Annotated in this window: 12 protein-coding genes; 7 read left to right on the forward strand and 5 right to left on the reverse strand. The window is 50.8% G+C overall.

Translation table 11 applies throughout. The annotated features are described in order from the left end of the window. Positions 1–94 precede the first annotated feature (94 nt). The 4 genes from VFE46_18735 (at position 95) to VFE46_18750 (ending at position 4,053) form a co-directional block, all read left to right on the forward strand. Positions 95–1,216, forward strand: coding sequence for an ATP-binding protein (locus tag VFE46_18735; GenBank protein HZZ30040.1), 1,122 nt, complete (start codon positions 95–97; stop codon positions 1,214–1,216). Further along, positions 1,146–1,841: a response regulator gene (locus VFE46_18740; GenBank protein ID HZZ30041.1), complete on the forward strand. Its 696-nt coding sequence runs from the start codon at positions 1,146–1,148 to the stop codon at positions 1,839–1,841. Before VFE46_18735 ends, VFE46_18740 begins: the two co-directional genes overlap by 71 nt. A 154-nt stretch (positions 1,842–1,995) precedes the next feature. After that, positions 1,996–3,105 (forward strand): DNA-processing protein DprA, encoded by a 1,110-nt coding sequence (gene dprA / locus VFE46_18745; protein ID HZZ30042.1) that lies wholly within the window; start codon positions 1,996–1,998, stop codon positions 3,103–3,105. A gap of 156 nt (positions 3,106–3,261) precedes the next feature. Next, positions 3,262–4,053, forward strand: coding sequence for a rhamnogalacturonan acetylesterase (locus VFE46_18750; GenBank protein ID HZZ30043.1), 792 nt, complete (start codon positions 3,262–3,264; stop codon positions 4,051–4,053). Between the two features lie 28 nt (positions 4,054–4,081). Here VFE46_18750 and VFE46_18755 read toward each other — a convergent pair whose 3' ends face one another. Further along, positions 4,082–4,423 carry a histidine triad nucleotide-binding protein gene (locus VFE46_18755; protein ID HZZ30044.1) on the reverse strand — a complete coding sequence of 114 codons (342 nt, stop codon included), beginning with the start codon at positions 4,421–4,423 and terminating at the stop codon, positions 4,082–4,084. Positions 4,424–4,426: 3 nt separating this feature from the next. Continuing rightward, complete coding sequence (locus VFE46_18760; protein ID HZZ30045.1) at positions 4,427–5,959, reverse strand: sigma-54-dependent Fis family transcriptional regulator; 1,533 nt, start codon at positions 5,957–5,959, stop codon at positions 4,427–4,429. Between the two features lie 632 nt (positions 5,960–6,591). On the opposite strand from VFE46_18760, the gene VFE46_18765 reads away from it, so the two are divergent. The 3 genes from VFE46_18765 (at position 6,592) to VFE46_18775 (ending at position 10,958) form a co-directional block, all read left to right on the forward strand. After that, positions 6,592–7,410, forward strand: a complete 819-nt coding sequence (locus VFE46_18765) for an enoyl-ACP reductase (GenBank protein HZZ30046.1) — start codon at positions 6,592–6,594, stop codon at positions 7,408–7,410. A 758-nt stretch (positions 7,411–8,168) separates the two neighbouring features. Then, on the forward strand, positions 8,169–8,780 hold the full coding sequence (locus VFE46_18770) for an HAD-IA family hydrolase (protein HZZ30047.1): 612 nt from the start codon (positions 8,169–8,171) through the stop codon (positions 8,778–8,780). Positions 8,781–9,917: 1,137 nt separating this feature from the next. Beyond that, positions 9,918–10,958, forward strand: coding sequence for a hypothetical protein (locus VFE46_18775; protein ID HZZ30048.1), 1,041 nt, complete (start codon positions 9,918–9,920; stop codon positions 10,956–10,958). A 73-nt stretch (positions 10,959–11,031) separates the two neighbouring features. On the opposite strand, the gene VFE46_18780 is transcribed toward VFE46_18775, so the two are convergent. The 3 genes from VFE46_18780 to VFE46_18790 form a co-directional block, all read right to left on the reverse strand. After that, on the reverse strand, positions 11,032–11,976 hold the full coding sequence (locus VFE46_18780) for a phosphatidate cytidylyltransferase (GenBank protein ID HZZ30049.1): 945 nt from the start codon (positions 11,974–11,976) through the stop codon (positions 11,032–11,034). Between the two features lie 153 nt (positions 11,977–12,129). After that, positions 12,130–12,732: a lysophospholipid acyltransferase family protein gene (locus VFE46_18785; GenBank protein ID HZZ30050.1), complete on the reverse strand. Its 603-nt coding sequence runs from the start codon at positions 12,730–12,732 to the stop codon at positions 12,130–12,132. Positions 12,733–13,101: 369 nt separating this feature from the next. Continuing rightward, positions 13,102–16,005 (reverse strand): glycosyltransferase, encoded by a 2,904-nt coding sequence (locus tag VFE46_18790; protein ID HZZ30051.1) that lies wholly within the window; start codon positions 16,003–16,005, stop codon positions 13,102–13,104. Positions 16,006–16,169: the final 164 nt, after the last annotated feature.

Here is a 16,169-nt window from a genome sequence, read left to right on the forward strand (position 1 = left end):
TATTAAGGCACCGGCCGTCAGCGCCACACGTAAGGTAGTTGGCGGCCAGGATGTATTTTGGAATGTCGCGGAAAATTGCCGGACCGAAGAGGAAATACACCGTAGCGAATGTGAATTTCGTGCCTTAGCTGAAAATCTACCCGACATTGTGGCTCGGTTCGATCGCCAGCTACGACATCTTTACGTCAATCGAGTTGTACAGCGTATTACTGGCCGCCCCGCAGACTCTTTTCTGGGGAAGACCAATGCCCAAGTGGGCATGCCTGACGATTTGGTCAAGTTATGGGATGAGGCGCTGCAGACCGTCTTTGCTACTTGTGAAGAAAAGAGGATAGAATTCGTCTATCGTGACTTGGAACAAACGCGGCACTTCGAAAGCCGGCTTGTACCCGAACTAACATCCAACAATTCTTTTGACTCAATCTTAGTAATCAGCCGAGATGTAACCGAGCAAGTGCGTGCCCAAGAAAAAGTCCAAGAGCATGTAACGGAATTAGCACACGCCACCCGGCTCAGCACGATTGGCGGGTTAGTTTCCGAGATCTCGCACGAAATCAACCAGCCATTGCATGCGATCGCCAATTTCGCACACGCAGGAATGAATGTCTTAGCGCAAACCACTGCTGACCAACGGCCGAATTTGTTCAATTGGTTTAAGCAGATTTCCGTACAGGCTAGCCGTGCAGCGAAAATTATTCATCGGGCCGGGAAGTTTGGACGCAAGACCCATTCCCGATCGAGTTTGAACATTAATGAACTGGTGCGAGATTGTCTCCTGCTGTTCAACTTCGACCTGCGGGCACATCATGTGATTGTGCGCTGCGAGTTAACGGAAAATCCACCGTACATTTGGGCAGATGGCATCCAAATTCAGCAGGTGCTGGTGAACTTGCTGCGAAACGCCGTGGAGGCATTGAGCGAAAATAGCATGGACAACCGTCAGGTCCTGGTGAGTACCGTGACAATTGAAGGCGGCATTCGCGTTTCTCTTCAGGACAATGGTTGCGGGATTAATGCCGAAAACGCGAAAAGAGTGTTCCAACCTTTTTTTTCAACCAAGGAAAGTATGGGGCTGGGACTTGCAGTGAGTCAATCCATTGTGCATGCGCACCGGGGCCAGTTATGGGTAGAGCCGTATTTAGATCGTGGAACGTTATTTTGTTTTACTCTGCCGAATGCCGAGGAGCAACCGAACGATGTCCACCTTTGCATTTGAAACTGTATTTATTGTTGACGATGATCCCGCAGCACGGGAGTCTATGGCGGCATTGATCGAATCGCACGGTTTGCGATCTGAAACTTACGAATCTGCGGAAGACTTTTTGGGGCGGTTTGATCGGGATAAATCAGGATGCTTGGTGATCGATGTACGGATGGGGGGCATGTCTGGAGTAGAATTGCAAGAACGGCTCTGTGCTGACGGAATTGATTTGCCAGCGATTCTGATTACAGGCTATGGTGATATTCCAACCGCGGTCCGTGCCATGCGCAACGGTGCAATGACATTTTTGGAAAAAGCCAGCGGCCACCAGAAATTATGGGATTCCATTTCGCAGGTTTTGGCAAGTGAAGCGTCAACACGCGAACAGCGTCTGCAACGGAATGAAATCCGACGGCGACTGACCAGGCTAACGTCGGATGAACATCGCGTATTGGCAAAACTGCTGGAGGGACTCCCCAATAAAATGATTGCTCGAGATTTGGATTTAGGTTTGCGAACTGTGGAACTTAGGCGAGCCTTGATTTTACAGAAAATGCAGGCTTCCTCTCTTGCCGAGCTAGTGCGGATGGTGGTTTCTGCGACCGATCGACCACACCTTTCACCCGCGCACAGCAATTAGGCCGTGGCCTAATTAAAGTTGAGCATAGGTTTGGGACTAGTGATTATCCCCAACCGAGTTAGAATGATGCTGATTCTCGACGCTGCGTCTCTTAGCGTTATTCCACGATTCTCACTGCGGTGTTTGCTCGATGTCACTTGATGTGGGTCCAACCATGGTCTCCGATTCACTCACTGCCGCTTTGCGATTGACGCTGGTGCCGGGCATAGGGCCACTAATACGACGCAACTTGGTGGAAAAGTTCGGTACGCCGCAAGCCGTGTTTTCTGCAGCCGCCAGCGATTTGCGCATGGTTCATCGCGTCGGGCCGAAGCTTTGTCGGGCGATTTGCACAGCCGAGAAAGAGATCGATGTGCAAGCGGAAATCGAACTGTGTTGGCGTGAACAAGTACAAATTGTGACTGATCAAGATGAAAACTACCCTCGACTGCTGAAAGATTTACCAGACGCACCGGGCGTATTGTTTGTGCGTGGCCTATTGCAGCCTATGGACGCGCTAGCGATTGCCATTGTCGGATCGCGCCATGCTACTCACTATGGGATTGCTCTAACCGAGCAATTGGCGGGCGGGTTGGCTCGAGCGGGTTTTACGATTATAAGCGGACTGGCGCGAGGCATTGATGCAGCGGCCCACCGTGGTGCTCTTAATGCCGACGGACGGACAATTGCCGTGTTAGCCAGTGGGGTATTGAATATTTATCCCCCGGAACACCAGGAGTTAGCTAAGCAAATCATTGGTCGCGGCGCGCTGATTAGTGAATCGCCGCCAATGTTTGAACCACTGCGCGGCATGTTTCCCCAGCGCAATCGAATCATTAGTGGTTTATCGGTCGGTACACTGGTGGTTGAAGCGTCCACTCGCTCCGGGGCGCTCATTACAGCGCGGCATGCGTTGGAGCAAGGGCGTGACGTGTTTGCCGTGCCAGGTCCCGTAACCAGTCGGATGTCGCATGGTTGCCACCGGCTAATTCGCGATGGGGCAAAGCTTGTGGAAACTGTCGATGATATTCTGGAAGAACTCGGTCCATTAGTAGAGGCGATCCCATTCCCAAACAATGGGCGAGAGCTTCATCATCCGGCCGAACTGACGTTGAATGATCTGGAGCGCCAAGTTCTTGCTGCCATGTCGAATGTACCGACGACGGTCGACAACGTGATTGTCACTAGTGGCTTGGCAGCTTCTCAGGTTTTGGCCATTTTGAGCGTGCTGGAAATGCGACGTCTCATTCGGCGGTTGAGCGCCAATTCAGTAGTGCGATTGTAAAATATTTATCCGAAGGCGCTTCGTATGCCAATCTCAAATCGTTGTAGAGTGCATCCTTTAATTGCAATCGCGCTTCTTAGTGCAACGACCGCGCATGCGCAAACCGAACCGACAGCCCCGAACTCTTTGCCTGCAACTAACGCTTCCGATAGCAAAATGAAATCGGCTGTCGCGCCGAGAACTGGAGTTCTGCATGCTCATTACAATCCCACCTTGCCAACGCTATTTCTGATCGGCGATTCAACGGTCAAAAATGGCCGTGACACAGGAGCCGACGGTTTGTGGGGCTGGGGCAATCCATTGGTCGCGTACTTCGACACGTCAAAAATCAATGTCGAAAATCAGGCGCTCGGTGGCACCAGCAGCCGATCGTACTTAACTGCCGGACATTGGGCCCGTGTTCTAGCGCTCGTGAAGCCCGGCGATTTCGTCGTGATGCAGTTTGGTCACAACGACGGCGGAGGCCCTAACAATGGACGAGGTTCACTTCGTGGAAACGGAGAAGAAACGGAGGAATCGGTGCAAGATGGCATGCCAGAGACGGTACATACCTACGGATGGTATTTGCGGAAGTATATTGCGGACACCCAGGCTAAGGGCGCCACACCCATTGTCTGTTCTTTGATTCCTCGAAACGATTGGGCCGACGGCAAAGTCCGCCGTGCGATGGGCAGCTATGCCACTTGGGCAACCGACGCGGCCAAGCAAGGGGGAGCTTTATTTATTGATTTAAACCACATCATTGCCGACCGATATGATCAGCTTGGGCAAGATGCCGTAAACCCGTTTTTCCCAAAAGAGCATACACATACCAGTTGGCGTGGCGCGAAGCTAAATGCGGAATGCGTGGTTGAAGGAATTAGAGGCCTGCCAAATTGTGAATTGAATAAGTACCTCTCGGACTCGCCCAACCCGGTAAAGCCGGCTACCGATCCGACAGATGGGTAAGGACCAGGTGTAATTTATTTTGTGCTAATCATCCGGGCGGCCATTGCATGTGCCGGCCACCGAGAATATGGAAGTGCAAATGTTCGACGGTTTGGCCTCCGTTGGGACCGCAATTGAGGACCACACGATAACCATCTTTTAAGCCCAATTTCTGGGCCAAATTGCGAATCACTAGGCACAAGTGCGCCAAAAGCAGAGCGTCTTCATCGGCCATCGCCGTTAGACTAGCAATTTCTTTCTTTGGGATCAGCAGCACATGAATTGGTGCTTGTGGTGTAATGTCGCGGAAAGCTATGCAGCGATCATCCTCGTACACAATGTCAGCAGCAATTTCGCGGTCGATAATTCGCTTGAAAATCGTTTTGGCCATGGTTCAGGTTCCGCTTTCCATATCCAATTGTTTCATCTTACGATACAAGTTCGATCGATGTAGTCCGAGCAAGTCGGCGGCATCACTCATATTGCCGCCGGTTCGACCAATGGCTTTGCGAATATACTCGACTTGAAAACGATCGGTTGCATTCGAGAGCGGTTGATCAACCATCAGCAGATTGGAAGTCTCTGGTGGCGGCGACAAAATGAAAACTAAGTCACTGGGTTCGATTACATCGCCCACAACCAAAAACGCCAAGCGCTCCATGAGATTCCTTAGTTCACGTACGTTGCCAGGCCATGGATGTTGTTTAAGCCGTTTGCGAGCTTCGGCGGAAAACTTGGGTGGCTTGCGGCGAGCGCGGCGGCAAAAATCAGCCATGAAGTGTTCCGCCAACAGCAGAATGTCATCTCCACGGTCACGCAGCGGAGGTAATTCTAGTATCACCACATTTAATCGATAGAACAGGTCCTGACGAAATTTTCGAGCGCGAACCATCTCAGGCAGGTTTTGATTGGTGGCGGCGATTACGCGCACATCGACTGGAATTGGTTTGGAGCCACCAACTCGAACCACTACTTTTTCTTCGAGTACGCGGAGCAATTTAGACTGTCCGCCGAGGCTTAAATCGCCAATTTCATCCAACAGCAACGTGCCACCGCCAGCCAATTCGAATTTACCTGGTCGCGATTCAAAGGCATCGGTAAATGCTCCTTTTTCATGCCCGAACAACTCGCTTTCCAAGAGTGATTCGGCAATTGCCGCACAGTTGACTGCAATGAAAGGTCGGTCGCGCCGAGTGCTGTTGTAGTGGATTAATTGGCTGACCACTTCCTTACCAGTACCATTTTCACCCAGCACCAGCACGGCTAAGTCGGTATTGGCCACACGCCGGCTGGTGGATCGCAAGGCTTCAATGGCAGGGCAGCTTCCCAACAACCGTACATCTTCCGCCGCTTGATCGACCATTTGCCGGTGTGATTCTAGCAATCGTTGACGATCTTGAACATTTTCCAATGCCACAGAGGCATGTAAAGCAAGCTCTACCAGCGCTGCCTCATCGTCGGCTGTAAAGTCGCCCACCCGCTTATTAATGACTTCAAATACCCCTAGTAATTCGCCAGTATTCGCAGACCGAAGAGGAACAGCAACCAGCGTACGCGTTTGATAACCCAGCTCAGCGTCGACGCGCCGATTGACCGGATCACGTACTTCACGCATGGAGACTCGCCGAGGCTGGTTAGTGCGCAGGACTGCACCGACAACGCCGGAATCGTCGGGAATGCGGAGCTCACCACTCACAACTCCTAACGCTGGTCGTCCGACCAGAAGGTGATTTGCTTGATCCCACAAAAAAATGCTGGCCCGATCTGCTTCCAGCAATTGCGTCGATGCTTTAGCCATCTGGTTGAGCAGCGTTTCCATTTCTTGGGTGCGGCCCCATTGCTGCACGATGGAAAGAATTGTTTCGGCCTGCGTAGCACGCCGCCGCACTTTGTCTCGCGCGCGAAGTATTCGTAATGCTGTTCCCAAAGCTGTTACGATTGATTCCAACCCCGCCGATAATGTTACTGCACCTATGGCAGTATTTGATGCTTTTTCAGTGGTAGTGGCAGTATGTATCAGCAGCACTTCCCCCATTGTCTCACGAGGAGAGAGTGGGGCTGCTAGCCAACCACCAACACTTTGCGGCGATTCACTGTCCAAGCACTCCGCTGCAATGTCCGGAGGCCACCGTTGAGGCAATCCCGCTTGGCCAATGGCTTGGTTTCCCCAGCCCGCGCAGGTCACAGCCACGAAATCTGCTGCCACCGACGGCAACAGCAAAGGAAGTATTTCGTTGAGATACTCCGTTACCGTAGCCGGTCGTTCGATTCGCAATAAAAGCTCCATTGCTAAAGAGTTTTTATTTGGAATTGGAGGTCCAGGTTCGCTGGAAATTAAATTCATGGTTTGTGGGCTGGGATTGAGCTTAATATGATCATACGAACGTTGTCACGCGACACAGAGCGGATAAGTTGTAGCGTTCTTGATACTAAATCGTACAATCGGTGTCCTCATGAGGACAACTGCCATTTGCCTATATGAGGCATTGATAGCCCGCGCTCTAAGCATTATCTTCAACAGCCAAAGAGAGATACACAATTGCCAGTCAGGAGGTTCCAATGGCGTTGTTTGAAGGAAAAAAGGGGCTCATTTTAGGCGTCGCCAACGAACATTCTATTGCTTGGGCGATCGCTAAACAGATTCTGGCAGAGGAAGGATTATGTGGTTTTTCACATTTGCCCGACCGCCCCGATGACGAGCGCCAGCGAAACCGCCGGCGTGTATCGCAGCTTACCGATTCACAACCCGGCGTGAAGTTTTTGTTCCCTGTGGATGTAAGCAAAGATGCGGATATCAAGCTGCTAATGGATCGTGCCGCAAGTGAATTCGGAAAAATCGATTTTCTGTTGCACTCTATTGCTTTCGCCAATACCGACGATTTGGGGCGACCAACGATCGATACCAGTCGCGAGGGATTCAGGCTAGCGATGGATATTAGCGCTTACAGCTTATTGGCCTTGTGCAGTGCGGCCAAGCCATTGATGAATGTTGGCTGTTCGATATTGGCGTTGACGTACTTTGGCGGTGAAAAGGTCGTTCCCGGCTACAACGTGATGGGAATTTGCAAAGCAGCCCTGGATGCGTGCGTAAAATATGCCGCGTTCGATTTGGGTCCCAGCGGCGTGCGGGTGAATGCAGTTAGTGCTGGCCCATTAAGAACATTGGCCGCACGCGCTGTGGGCTCCGATGGCATGGAAGAACTTTATCAACAGATGTCGCCGCTATGCCGCAACATAACGCATGACGAGGTTGGACGCAGTGGGGCATTTTTGTTGTCGCCAGCTTCGGACGGCATCACTGGTGAAATCCTGCATGTGGACGCAGGTTATAACATCATGGGGTCGCCAGGCAGACTGTTAGAGAAGTTTAAGAAGTAACCAATGCTGCTTACAGATGAAGGTTTAAGCGACGTATTCGACATGTCTGATTTGCGGAACAGCCGATAGTTGTCGCAATTGTAGTAGCGGAACCAAAGCGAGCAGTTTTTCCTTGACAGCGCCGCCTTTTTTTCTCGAGAAAATCAAGCTATCGCTTTATATCCTTGCGGCGCGAGAATTTTTGAGCGGAAATTTCAACCGCATTTCGTTCGAGAAAACGCGAGAAACAGCTTTTCATAATTTCCTCCATTTTTCCCATCGTGCCAGCATTTTTTTCTTGACACGCCGCGGTTACTGTGCCGCACCAGAGAGTTAGCTGCTGGGTAGCCCAGCGGCTAAAAAAGCGCAATGGAAAATTGCCCAGCGTGCCACGACCGGGAAAAAGCTATTGCGCAGCGCAAAAATAGCTTGTTGAGAAACCATTAAATTGCCAAAGACCTATCGCGGAGCGCAGAAGCTCCGAACCCCGCCCTGCGGGCGCTAGTCGCGATCAAGTCCATAAGAGTCCATAAGTGTACATTAGTACATTTTATCTGTGTTATCCGTAAATGCAAGAAGCAAATTGGGCCAGAGCTCCAGCCGGGGCGCCGCTTAGAAGCTGGCGGGCAATGCGATTCAAGAACGGTTCCCGGAACCTTTCCCACTTCCGGAACCTTTTCCGCTCGTGATTGAGCGCACTCGTCTTCCTGGCTTTTTTACCGATGACATGAATTCATTTAAACTTGCTTGACTGGTACAACCATATCACAATGCGGGGTATGAAGAAAATCGTGCTTGTTCTCGATGCGATGGGAGTGATCTATCAATCCGCTGATGATGTCGTAGAACTTTTAGCGCCATTCATCAAGAATCGTGGCGGAATTGCCGATCTGGCAACGGTCGAGAAACTTTATGTCCGTGCAAGCCTTGGAGAACTAACCGCCACGCAATTTTGGGATGCCGTTGGCATTCCGAGTCATCTAGAACGCGAATATCTCTCACAGCACAGACTCACCGAGGGCCTCCAAGCCTTTCTGGCCAATGTCCCTAGTTCTGTTGGGTCGATTTGGTGTCTATCGAATGACGTGTCTGAATGGTCGCACGCCTTACGTGAAAAGCACGGTCTGGCGAGGTACTTCGCCGGGTTCATAATCAGTGGCGATGTTCGCAGCCGGAAACCCATCGCTGCAATCTACGAGGCGTTGCTGTCGGAACTCGGTCTGCCCGCCACCGATTGCGTCTTTGTTGATGACCGAATCAAGAATCTCAATGCGGCAAAAGAACTCGGATTTAGGACGGTACTCTTTGCGCCGGGCACTTCGCAGGATTTGGAGCAGTCGCATCCCGTCGTGAAATCCTTTGATGATTTGGGTCACTATCTGACAGTTTGATCGAACACACATTCGCGAATTTTCGGGCAGACTCACCAATTAGCGGGCAAAAGTGAATTGGCGGGCAAAGCCTTCATTGGATGGATGCAAGAGGCAGATTAGGCCAGCGCTCAAGACGGGCGCCGCTTAGAAGCTGGCGGGCAATGCGATTCAAGAACGGTTCCTGGAACCTTTTCCGCTCCCTTTTCCGCTCGAAAAGCTTCCGCCATCATTCGGCCATGACAAGCCTGTTTTGTGGCTGGTATAATTACTGCCGATGCAATTCGGCGTGTGGGAAGAAAACGACGCCTGCTATGGTAGCGGGTTTAACTAGCAGTGTGTGGACAATCAAGCAATTACTAGAATCGGCGGCATAGCATGCAAATCAGAATCATGGGTTGGCTTCTGATTATTGGCGCTGCCTTCGGGGCGGTCGGGACTGCAATTGGGGTCTGCATTGGCGACGTGCATCAAGAACCTGTCAGAACGATAGGACTAGCTGTAATATCCGTCCTCTTTGGCTGGACAGGCTGGCAACTTATAAAAATTCCGTTGCCGCAGAAATAATTCTAAAACGAATTGAGGTTGCGGCTTAATTCAAGTGTGTGGTTTCAATCGGACAGTGCCCGAAGTCTTAATTCTCGCCGTTCTGTGATGCAGTGTCGCTGCGAGTCGCTAATGCAAAATTGGGATGATTATCCGCTGATTTGCTCGGAGAAATCTCTCTAGGAGAATGAATACAAAAGGTGGTAAACTTTGCAACCTTTACAAATTCGGAATGCAGAAATTGATTTGAATCGTCCGGTTACAAACCCAGGTGTTCGTCCAAAGATGAGAGCCAGTACCGCGTTGTGAGCAACGAATTCCGAGCGTCGTTTTTTTGCGCACTTCGGCATACAACATGCTTACAGCGGGCGAACCGGGTGGCGTTCGAGCCAAGATTTGCAACACAGGATACTTTCCCGCTTCCCACCGTGGCTACACGGATGTTGGCCACGAATTTCACGCCGCGTTTTGTTTGTGGAGACTCAGAGCATGGAAGCTCGCATCTTTCCGGCCACATTTTTGTTGGCCGCTGCAGTTTTGTTGAATCCCAGCGATTTGATAGGCGCTAGCGCTCGGACCGCAAATTTTGTCATTGATGCGCCAACACCGGGATTGGCTGAGGAAATTGGTAAAGCTGCGGAGCACTATCGGCATGACTTGGCCATTATGTGGTTGGGTGCTGCCATGCCAAATTGGTCGCAGCCGTGCCCCATTCACGCAGATGTCGCGCCGAATTTGGGGGCCGGTGGAGCGACAAGCTTCGTGTTTGATCGGGGAGAAGTGTTCGATTGGGATATGAAAATCCAGGGCTCGGAGGAGCGGATTTTAGATAGCGTGCTCCCCCACGAAGTCACACATACTATTTTTGCCACTTATTTTCGGCGGCCACTGCCACGCTGGGCTGATGAAGGAGCATGCACCACTGTGGAGCATACATCAGAAAAAAATAAGCAACAGGTAATGTTGGTTAATTTTTTGCGCACCGATCATGGCATTGCTTTCGACAAATTATTCGCGATGAAAGACTACCCGCATGACGTACTGCCGCTTTATTCTGAAGGATATTCATTGGCACGGTATTTGATTGAACAAGGTGGTCGTCCAAGATTTTTAGAATTCGTGGGCAACGGAATGAAAACCGAAAACTGGCCCGCCACGACAAAAAAGTATTACGGTTATTCAAGCTTACAAGTTTTGCAAGATGAATGGCTGGATTGGGTTAAACAGGGAAGTCCCAGACTAATTGCGCAAAATTCTGGGAATAATCCACTGGAAACCGAGCGATTGGGATCTTTAGATAAAAGTCCGATTTATCGTGCGCAGAGTGATGACCGTGAATCATCAGCCTCTTTCGACCCGGCGGTTGAACGCCGTCTTGTTGCGACATCATCGGCCAGTTCAAGCCCATCTTTACAAGAACAGGGCTGGGAACCAATTTCTAGGAAACAAAATGTGTTGCAGGCTGATGGACCGCAGCAAAGCGTGTACGAACGGACCTCGACTTCCGACTCGCCATTAGCAACTGCTATTAAACAGCGAGAGCCAGTGTATGTGGCCCAACGCGATCAGGTTGGTTCGGTTCCCGCTGGCGGGACACAGAAGAGCGCCGGTCAGGGTCATCAAGTCTTATTGCAATGGACGCTGACAGAATAGACTACAGTAACGCAGTTGCTGCCAGCAGCGGAGATTTTTAGATATCAGCTAAATGATTGTTTCCTTCCTGGATTCAGATCTGCGGAAAAATCGAGCACGTAAGGTGGTAGAATACTGGCGCGGCGAAGCAAATTGAATCAATTCGATCTAGTATTCCACCGTGACCTTCGACCAGAGTGCCGTAGTCTTTTACGCCACGATCGCGCTTGATCGCCGACATTGTAAGGCCGCCGCAAAATCCTAAGATGCTAATAATCAATGTCAGGCTTGCTGCCTGCCAGGGTTGGAATGGCGTTGCCCAGTAGAGCGATGCTCCCAGTAAGGTGTTGCTTGCTACGCCTCCCAACAGGCCCTCCCAAGTGCGATTGGAACTGATACTCGGCACAATAATGCGTCGTCCGATCAACTTGCCCCAGATATATTGCAAGGCGTCTCCCATTTGTACCATCAGAATAAAAAAGAAGAGCAAGCGATAATTGGAACCCGCATAATCTTTAATGTTCAGGTACAGAAGTGCTGGTGCGAAGCTGAGGCAATAGACACAGATCATCAGCCCGGTTTGAATTTTGGCGACACGCTCCAAATACCGCTTATAGTCTCCCGAAAGTGCAATTCGCGCCGGGACAAACAAAAAGGCGTAAACGGGAATGAGTACGCTAAACAACTGATAGGCATTAAATCCTACGAGCACATATTGCAACGGCGTGAATAAGACGAACGCCCAAAACAAAGCTCGGTGATCGCCCTGCCGAGTGGGAGTAATCGTGATGAACTCGCGCAGTGCCACGAAGGAAATAATACCGAATATCGCTGCTGTCCATCCTTTTCCGATAAATCGGGCAGTGGCCAACAGAGCGCACATCGTCCACCAGGCGCGGAGCCTGAGGTTAAACGCACGAACAGTAGCGGCATTCAGTCCTGTACTTGGATGCCGTTTTAGAAATTGTCCAATGATCGTGGCGATGGTGAGCAGGCTGAGCACGCCGCCGACCAGAGACAGTGTTCTCCAATCTTCCATAGCGATTCGAATGAAGTGCCGAAAGGTAAGATTTGAATGCGATGGGAGTTTAGCGACTAAGTCCCCTGCGCGCTAAGCCCCTCTGGAGACGCCAGTATTTGAGATGTCATAACAATACGGTTCATTTCGTGAATGATAGGTGCCCCGCAGCATTCAGACATCTTTTAAGCGACGGACCGCATCACGAGCGCGCCGCAGAAAATCGTTTTTGGGCTCCCCCTTATCAAGCCAAATTGGCGGACCAAACGTGATGCAGCTAAGCAACGGAACGGGCAGTACTTCGCCACGGGGCAAAACGCGATTCATGTTGTCAATGTATACTGGCACGAGTTCGAGGTCAGGACGTTTCTTACCCAAGTAGTACAACCCACTTTTGAACTCGCCTATTTCTCCATCAACGCTCCGGCCGCCTTCTGGAAACACAATCAAGGATTTGGTTTGGCCGATTTCGCGAATCATGATGTCGATGGGACTATTATGCACCTTAATTTCCGTCCGGTCGATCAGCAGCGCGTCGAACACCTTGGTGGCCAAATAACGGCGGATCGAACCACTGTTCCAATAGTCTTTTGCAGCCACTGGTCGAGTGAGATTTCGCAATTCGAATGGCAACAACGACCACACGACCAAGGCATCGAGATGGCTTGTGTGATTAGCAAAATACACTCGTTGGCAAGTATCAGGCTGGCAATCGACCCAGCGGGCGCTGGCGCCGCTTAAAAACTTGGCGAGTGCAGCCAAAAAGGTGCCAGTCATCCAACAGACAGGGTTGCGATCAACGGGAGGAGCGGCCCACTGGTAGCGCCGCTGACCCACCAATCGTGAATTGCGGGACAATAGAGCGGAAAGCTGCATATTATCCCGTTTTAGGGCCCGTGCGGAAAGCCCGTACTGCCGCGCGATAAACAAAGAATAAAAAGGCCGCAGTAGTCATGTTTAATTTCACATCCCTGCTAGAAGCTGTTGCCAAACAGCAGATTGTCTGGTTGAACTGGCCGCAAAGTGCGACCGTCTACTACGTCGCCAAAGGCCGGCGAAGAGTCACGCCAAGAGCGACAAAAAAGCAGAAATTTAGCCCGGGAGAATCCGGGCCTCAGTTTGATATTCCTGTGATAATCGACAAACTCAACACGGTTTTGCGGTTTTTGTCGGAGCAAACTGCTTATCCTGCAAAGCTAAGCCACGGGACTTGTGGAAATACAGCCGCAAAAGCAGTTCTTCGTATCCGGCGACCATTCGATCAAGCGACCAATGCTCTATCACATGTCGGCGACCGGCAACGCCGAGGCCCCTGGCTTTGGCAGGGTTTAATAAAAGTTCCAATACACGGTTGGTCATCGCCAGTTCATCGCCCGGATTCACAAGAAATCCGCAGATTTTGTCGAGCACTGTTTCCGGCACGGAGCCAACTTTTGTAGCCACAACAGGCTTGGCGGTGGCGAGTGCTTCCAAAATCGAAACTGGATTAGCCTCGTTGTGTGAGGTTAGCACGAATGCTTCAAGAAGATTTAACAATTCGGGCACGTCAGGGCGCTTGCCGAGAAAATGGACATGTTCACTCAGACCGAGTTGGACTGAAAGCGACTCCAATTCCACGCGACGGGGCCCATCGCCGATGACAAGGAAATGCGCTTCTGGCATTTGCCTGCGAACGGCCGCAGCCACACGAAGGAACATTTCGTGGTTTTTCTCCGGTCGTAGCACGGCTACAATGCCGACTACCGGTGCGGAAGCGGGAATGTTTAATTGTTGCCTTAGAATTGCATTGGATGGTTGCGGTCTGAATGCATTGGTATCAACGCCATTAGGAATTAGATAAACGCGATGGCTTGGCAATCGCTCTCGCTCTACAAGATGTCGAGCATGGTTTGCAGCGACTGCCACGAATGCATCATTCAGTGGAGTCAGACGCCGGTTGAGCCAGTTGATGCCATCGGGCCAACCGGTGGAATGCAGAGCGGAAACGATCACCGGCACGCCGCTGCGCCATGCAGCCAATCGACCCCAGAACATTTTATCGCCGCCGCCGACGGTCACAACCGCATCAATTTCTCTCTCGCGCAATAACCGAGTAAGGCGTCCTAGGATCCGTACATCGAACTTGTTTCGTAATAAATGAGCATGAACAGGAATATTCTGCGCCAATTCTTCGCCCACTTCCCCTAATTCTTTCAAACAACACAGTTCCGGTGCGAACCGTGATCGATCGAGCCGTTGAAGCAGGTTGAACAATAATGTTTCAGCGCCGCCGACATGCAACGAGGTATTGCAAAACATGACCCGCAATGGGCGTGACAAAGGCGAATCGGCGTAATCGGAAGGAACCTTTTGGATCAACGCATGCTGATTGGAATCCGCGAATTCTTCCGGCTCTAAATTTTGCAGCAAATCCAGAGTGCCGTCGGCTGGCACCAAAGAGGAATTAAGCACAACTATGGAGCGAGCTTTCCCAAATGAGCGCAGGCGGGATATATTTCCTTGCCATACTTCGAGCATCTGTCGCTTTTCTCTGCTGGAGAAAATGTGATTTGTGCAAATGATCGCACAAACCATAATTATCAAAGTGACTGATGCCACCCACGGTCCGAAACTCAGAGCCAGCGGTAATACGGACACAATCAATAGCGAGCGGTCAATCTTCATTCCCAACCAAGCGTTAAATCGATAGATCATCGCCAACGTGAAAAAATTGGCCGCTGATCGAGCCCAAACAGCACCATGTAGACCAAAATGTGGGATCAGCGCCAAATTGATGCCGATATTGGCAATCAAACCAATTAGCAGCGCCAGGCAACCAATTCGCGCGCGTTCTGCGCACCATAAGTACAATTGGGCCATGCTAATCAAACCAAACCATGCGCTAAATGTCAGAGTCCAAGGGAGAACCGCCATGCCCGATGCGTATTTTCCGTTGAAGGCTACGTTGAACATAAGCGGTGCTACGAACAGAATTGCAATCGACCCTGTAAAAAGCAGCAATCCAAGTAACTTGAGAATGAAGTTCAACTTTGCCGACACTTTATCCCGGTGCCCTGATTCCCAATCGTGGCTCAGGTGAGGCAGCACAATGCCGCCTAATAAAGTAGCCACAGACACGAGTAAGTACGGAACGATTCGCGAGCTATGGTAGGCACCCACGATAGATAGAGGATCGGCCGCGTTGGAAGTATGAACGATCAGATAACGATCTACAACGTCGAACAAATTGAACAACAGATTGCTGATCCACACCCAAACAGCGAACGACAAGAGCCGTGGCCAGAAAGTGTCTTGTTTTTCGCTTTCAATTTGTCTTGATTCAAGGGGCGTGTGCCAGTGGGACCGCAAAAACCAGGCCATCCAAACTGCCAGCCCTACGTACGCAATGCCGTAAGCCACAACCATGGCGATTGCCTGACGCTGCCAGACAATCAATAGGGCTACGCTTGATATCATAAAGATTGCGCTATTGAGAAACTGAACGACAGATGTAATGCGTGCCATCCTTAATGCCGTCATTAGTTCTGTCAGGTAATTGAAGGCGATGGTGATAATGAGACAAACGGCCATTGCCATCACCAGTTGAGTGTCATTCGACCTACCAAACACAATCTTCGATAACAGCGGACTTGCAAAGCACATCAGTGCGAAGGCTATGGCGGCCAGGGCGGTACAGGCAATTGTGGTTCGCCGCAGCAAAGTCTGTAGTTGTCCTCGCAGACGAAAATATTCCACATATCGTCCAAAGCTGCCTGGCAATCCTAAAACAGTTAGAGGCGCCGCTAGCGTTAGGAATCCGAAAGCCATATCCCATTGGCCTAATTCTTCTGGGCTTAACCAGCGGCAAACAAGAATGCTGCGTACGAAACCAATAAGCCGTTGTATGCTGGTTAAGACCAACAGCACCACGACGCTTTCGGCCAAAGTATCGGCGCGGACAGTCCTATGACGCGCCGCAGAGCCATCTAACGTTCTGTTCGTCGTCGGAGAAGGGGCTAACGGAAGTGTTAGATCTTGATTCTCGTCAGATATTTCTAGAATGGCAGACATTGCCTCTTCTTTGCTCCTAAGATATTTGAATCCAGATTCATCTTGGGCGTGTCTCAACCCTCAGACTAGGGAATTAAAAACACGCCATCACATCCCTGAGCTGTCTTTTTCCCAGTGAGCTGATCGGAGCCGGCGCGGGTCGATGGTTGCCCAGTTTTTAAGTC

The organism is Pirellulales bacterium (assembly GCA_035656635.1).
Lineage (GTDB): Bacteria > Planctomycetota > Planctomycetia > Pirellulales > JADZDJ01 > DATJYL01.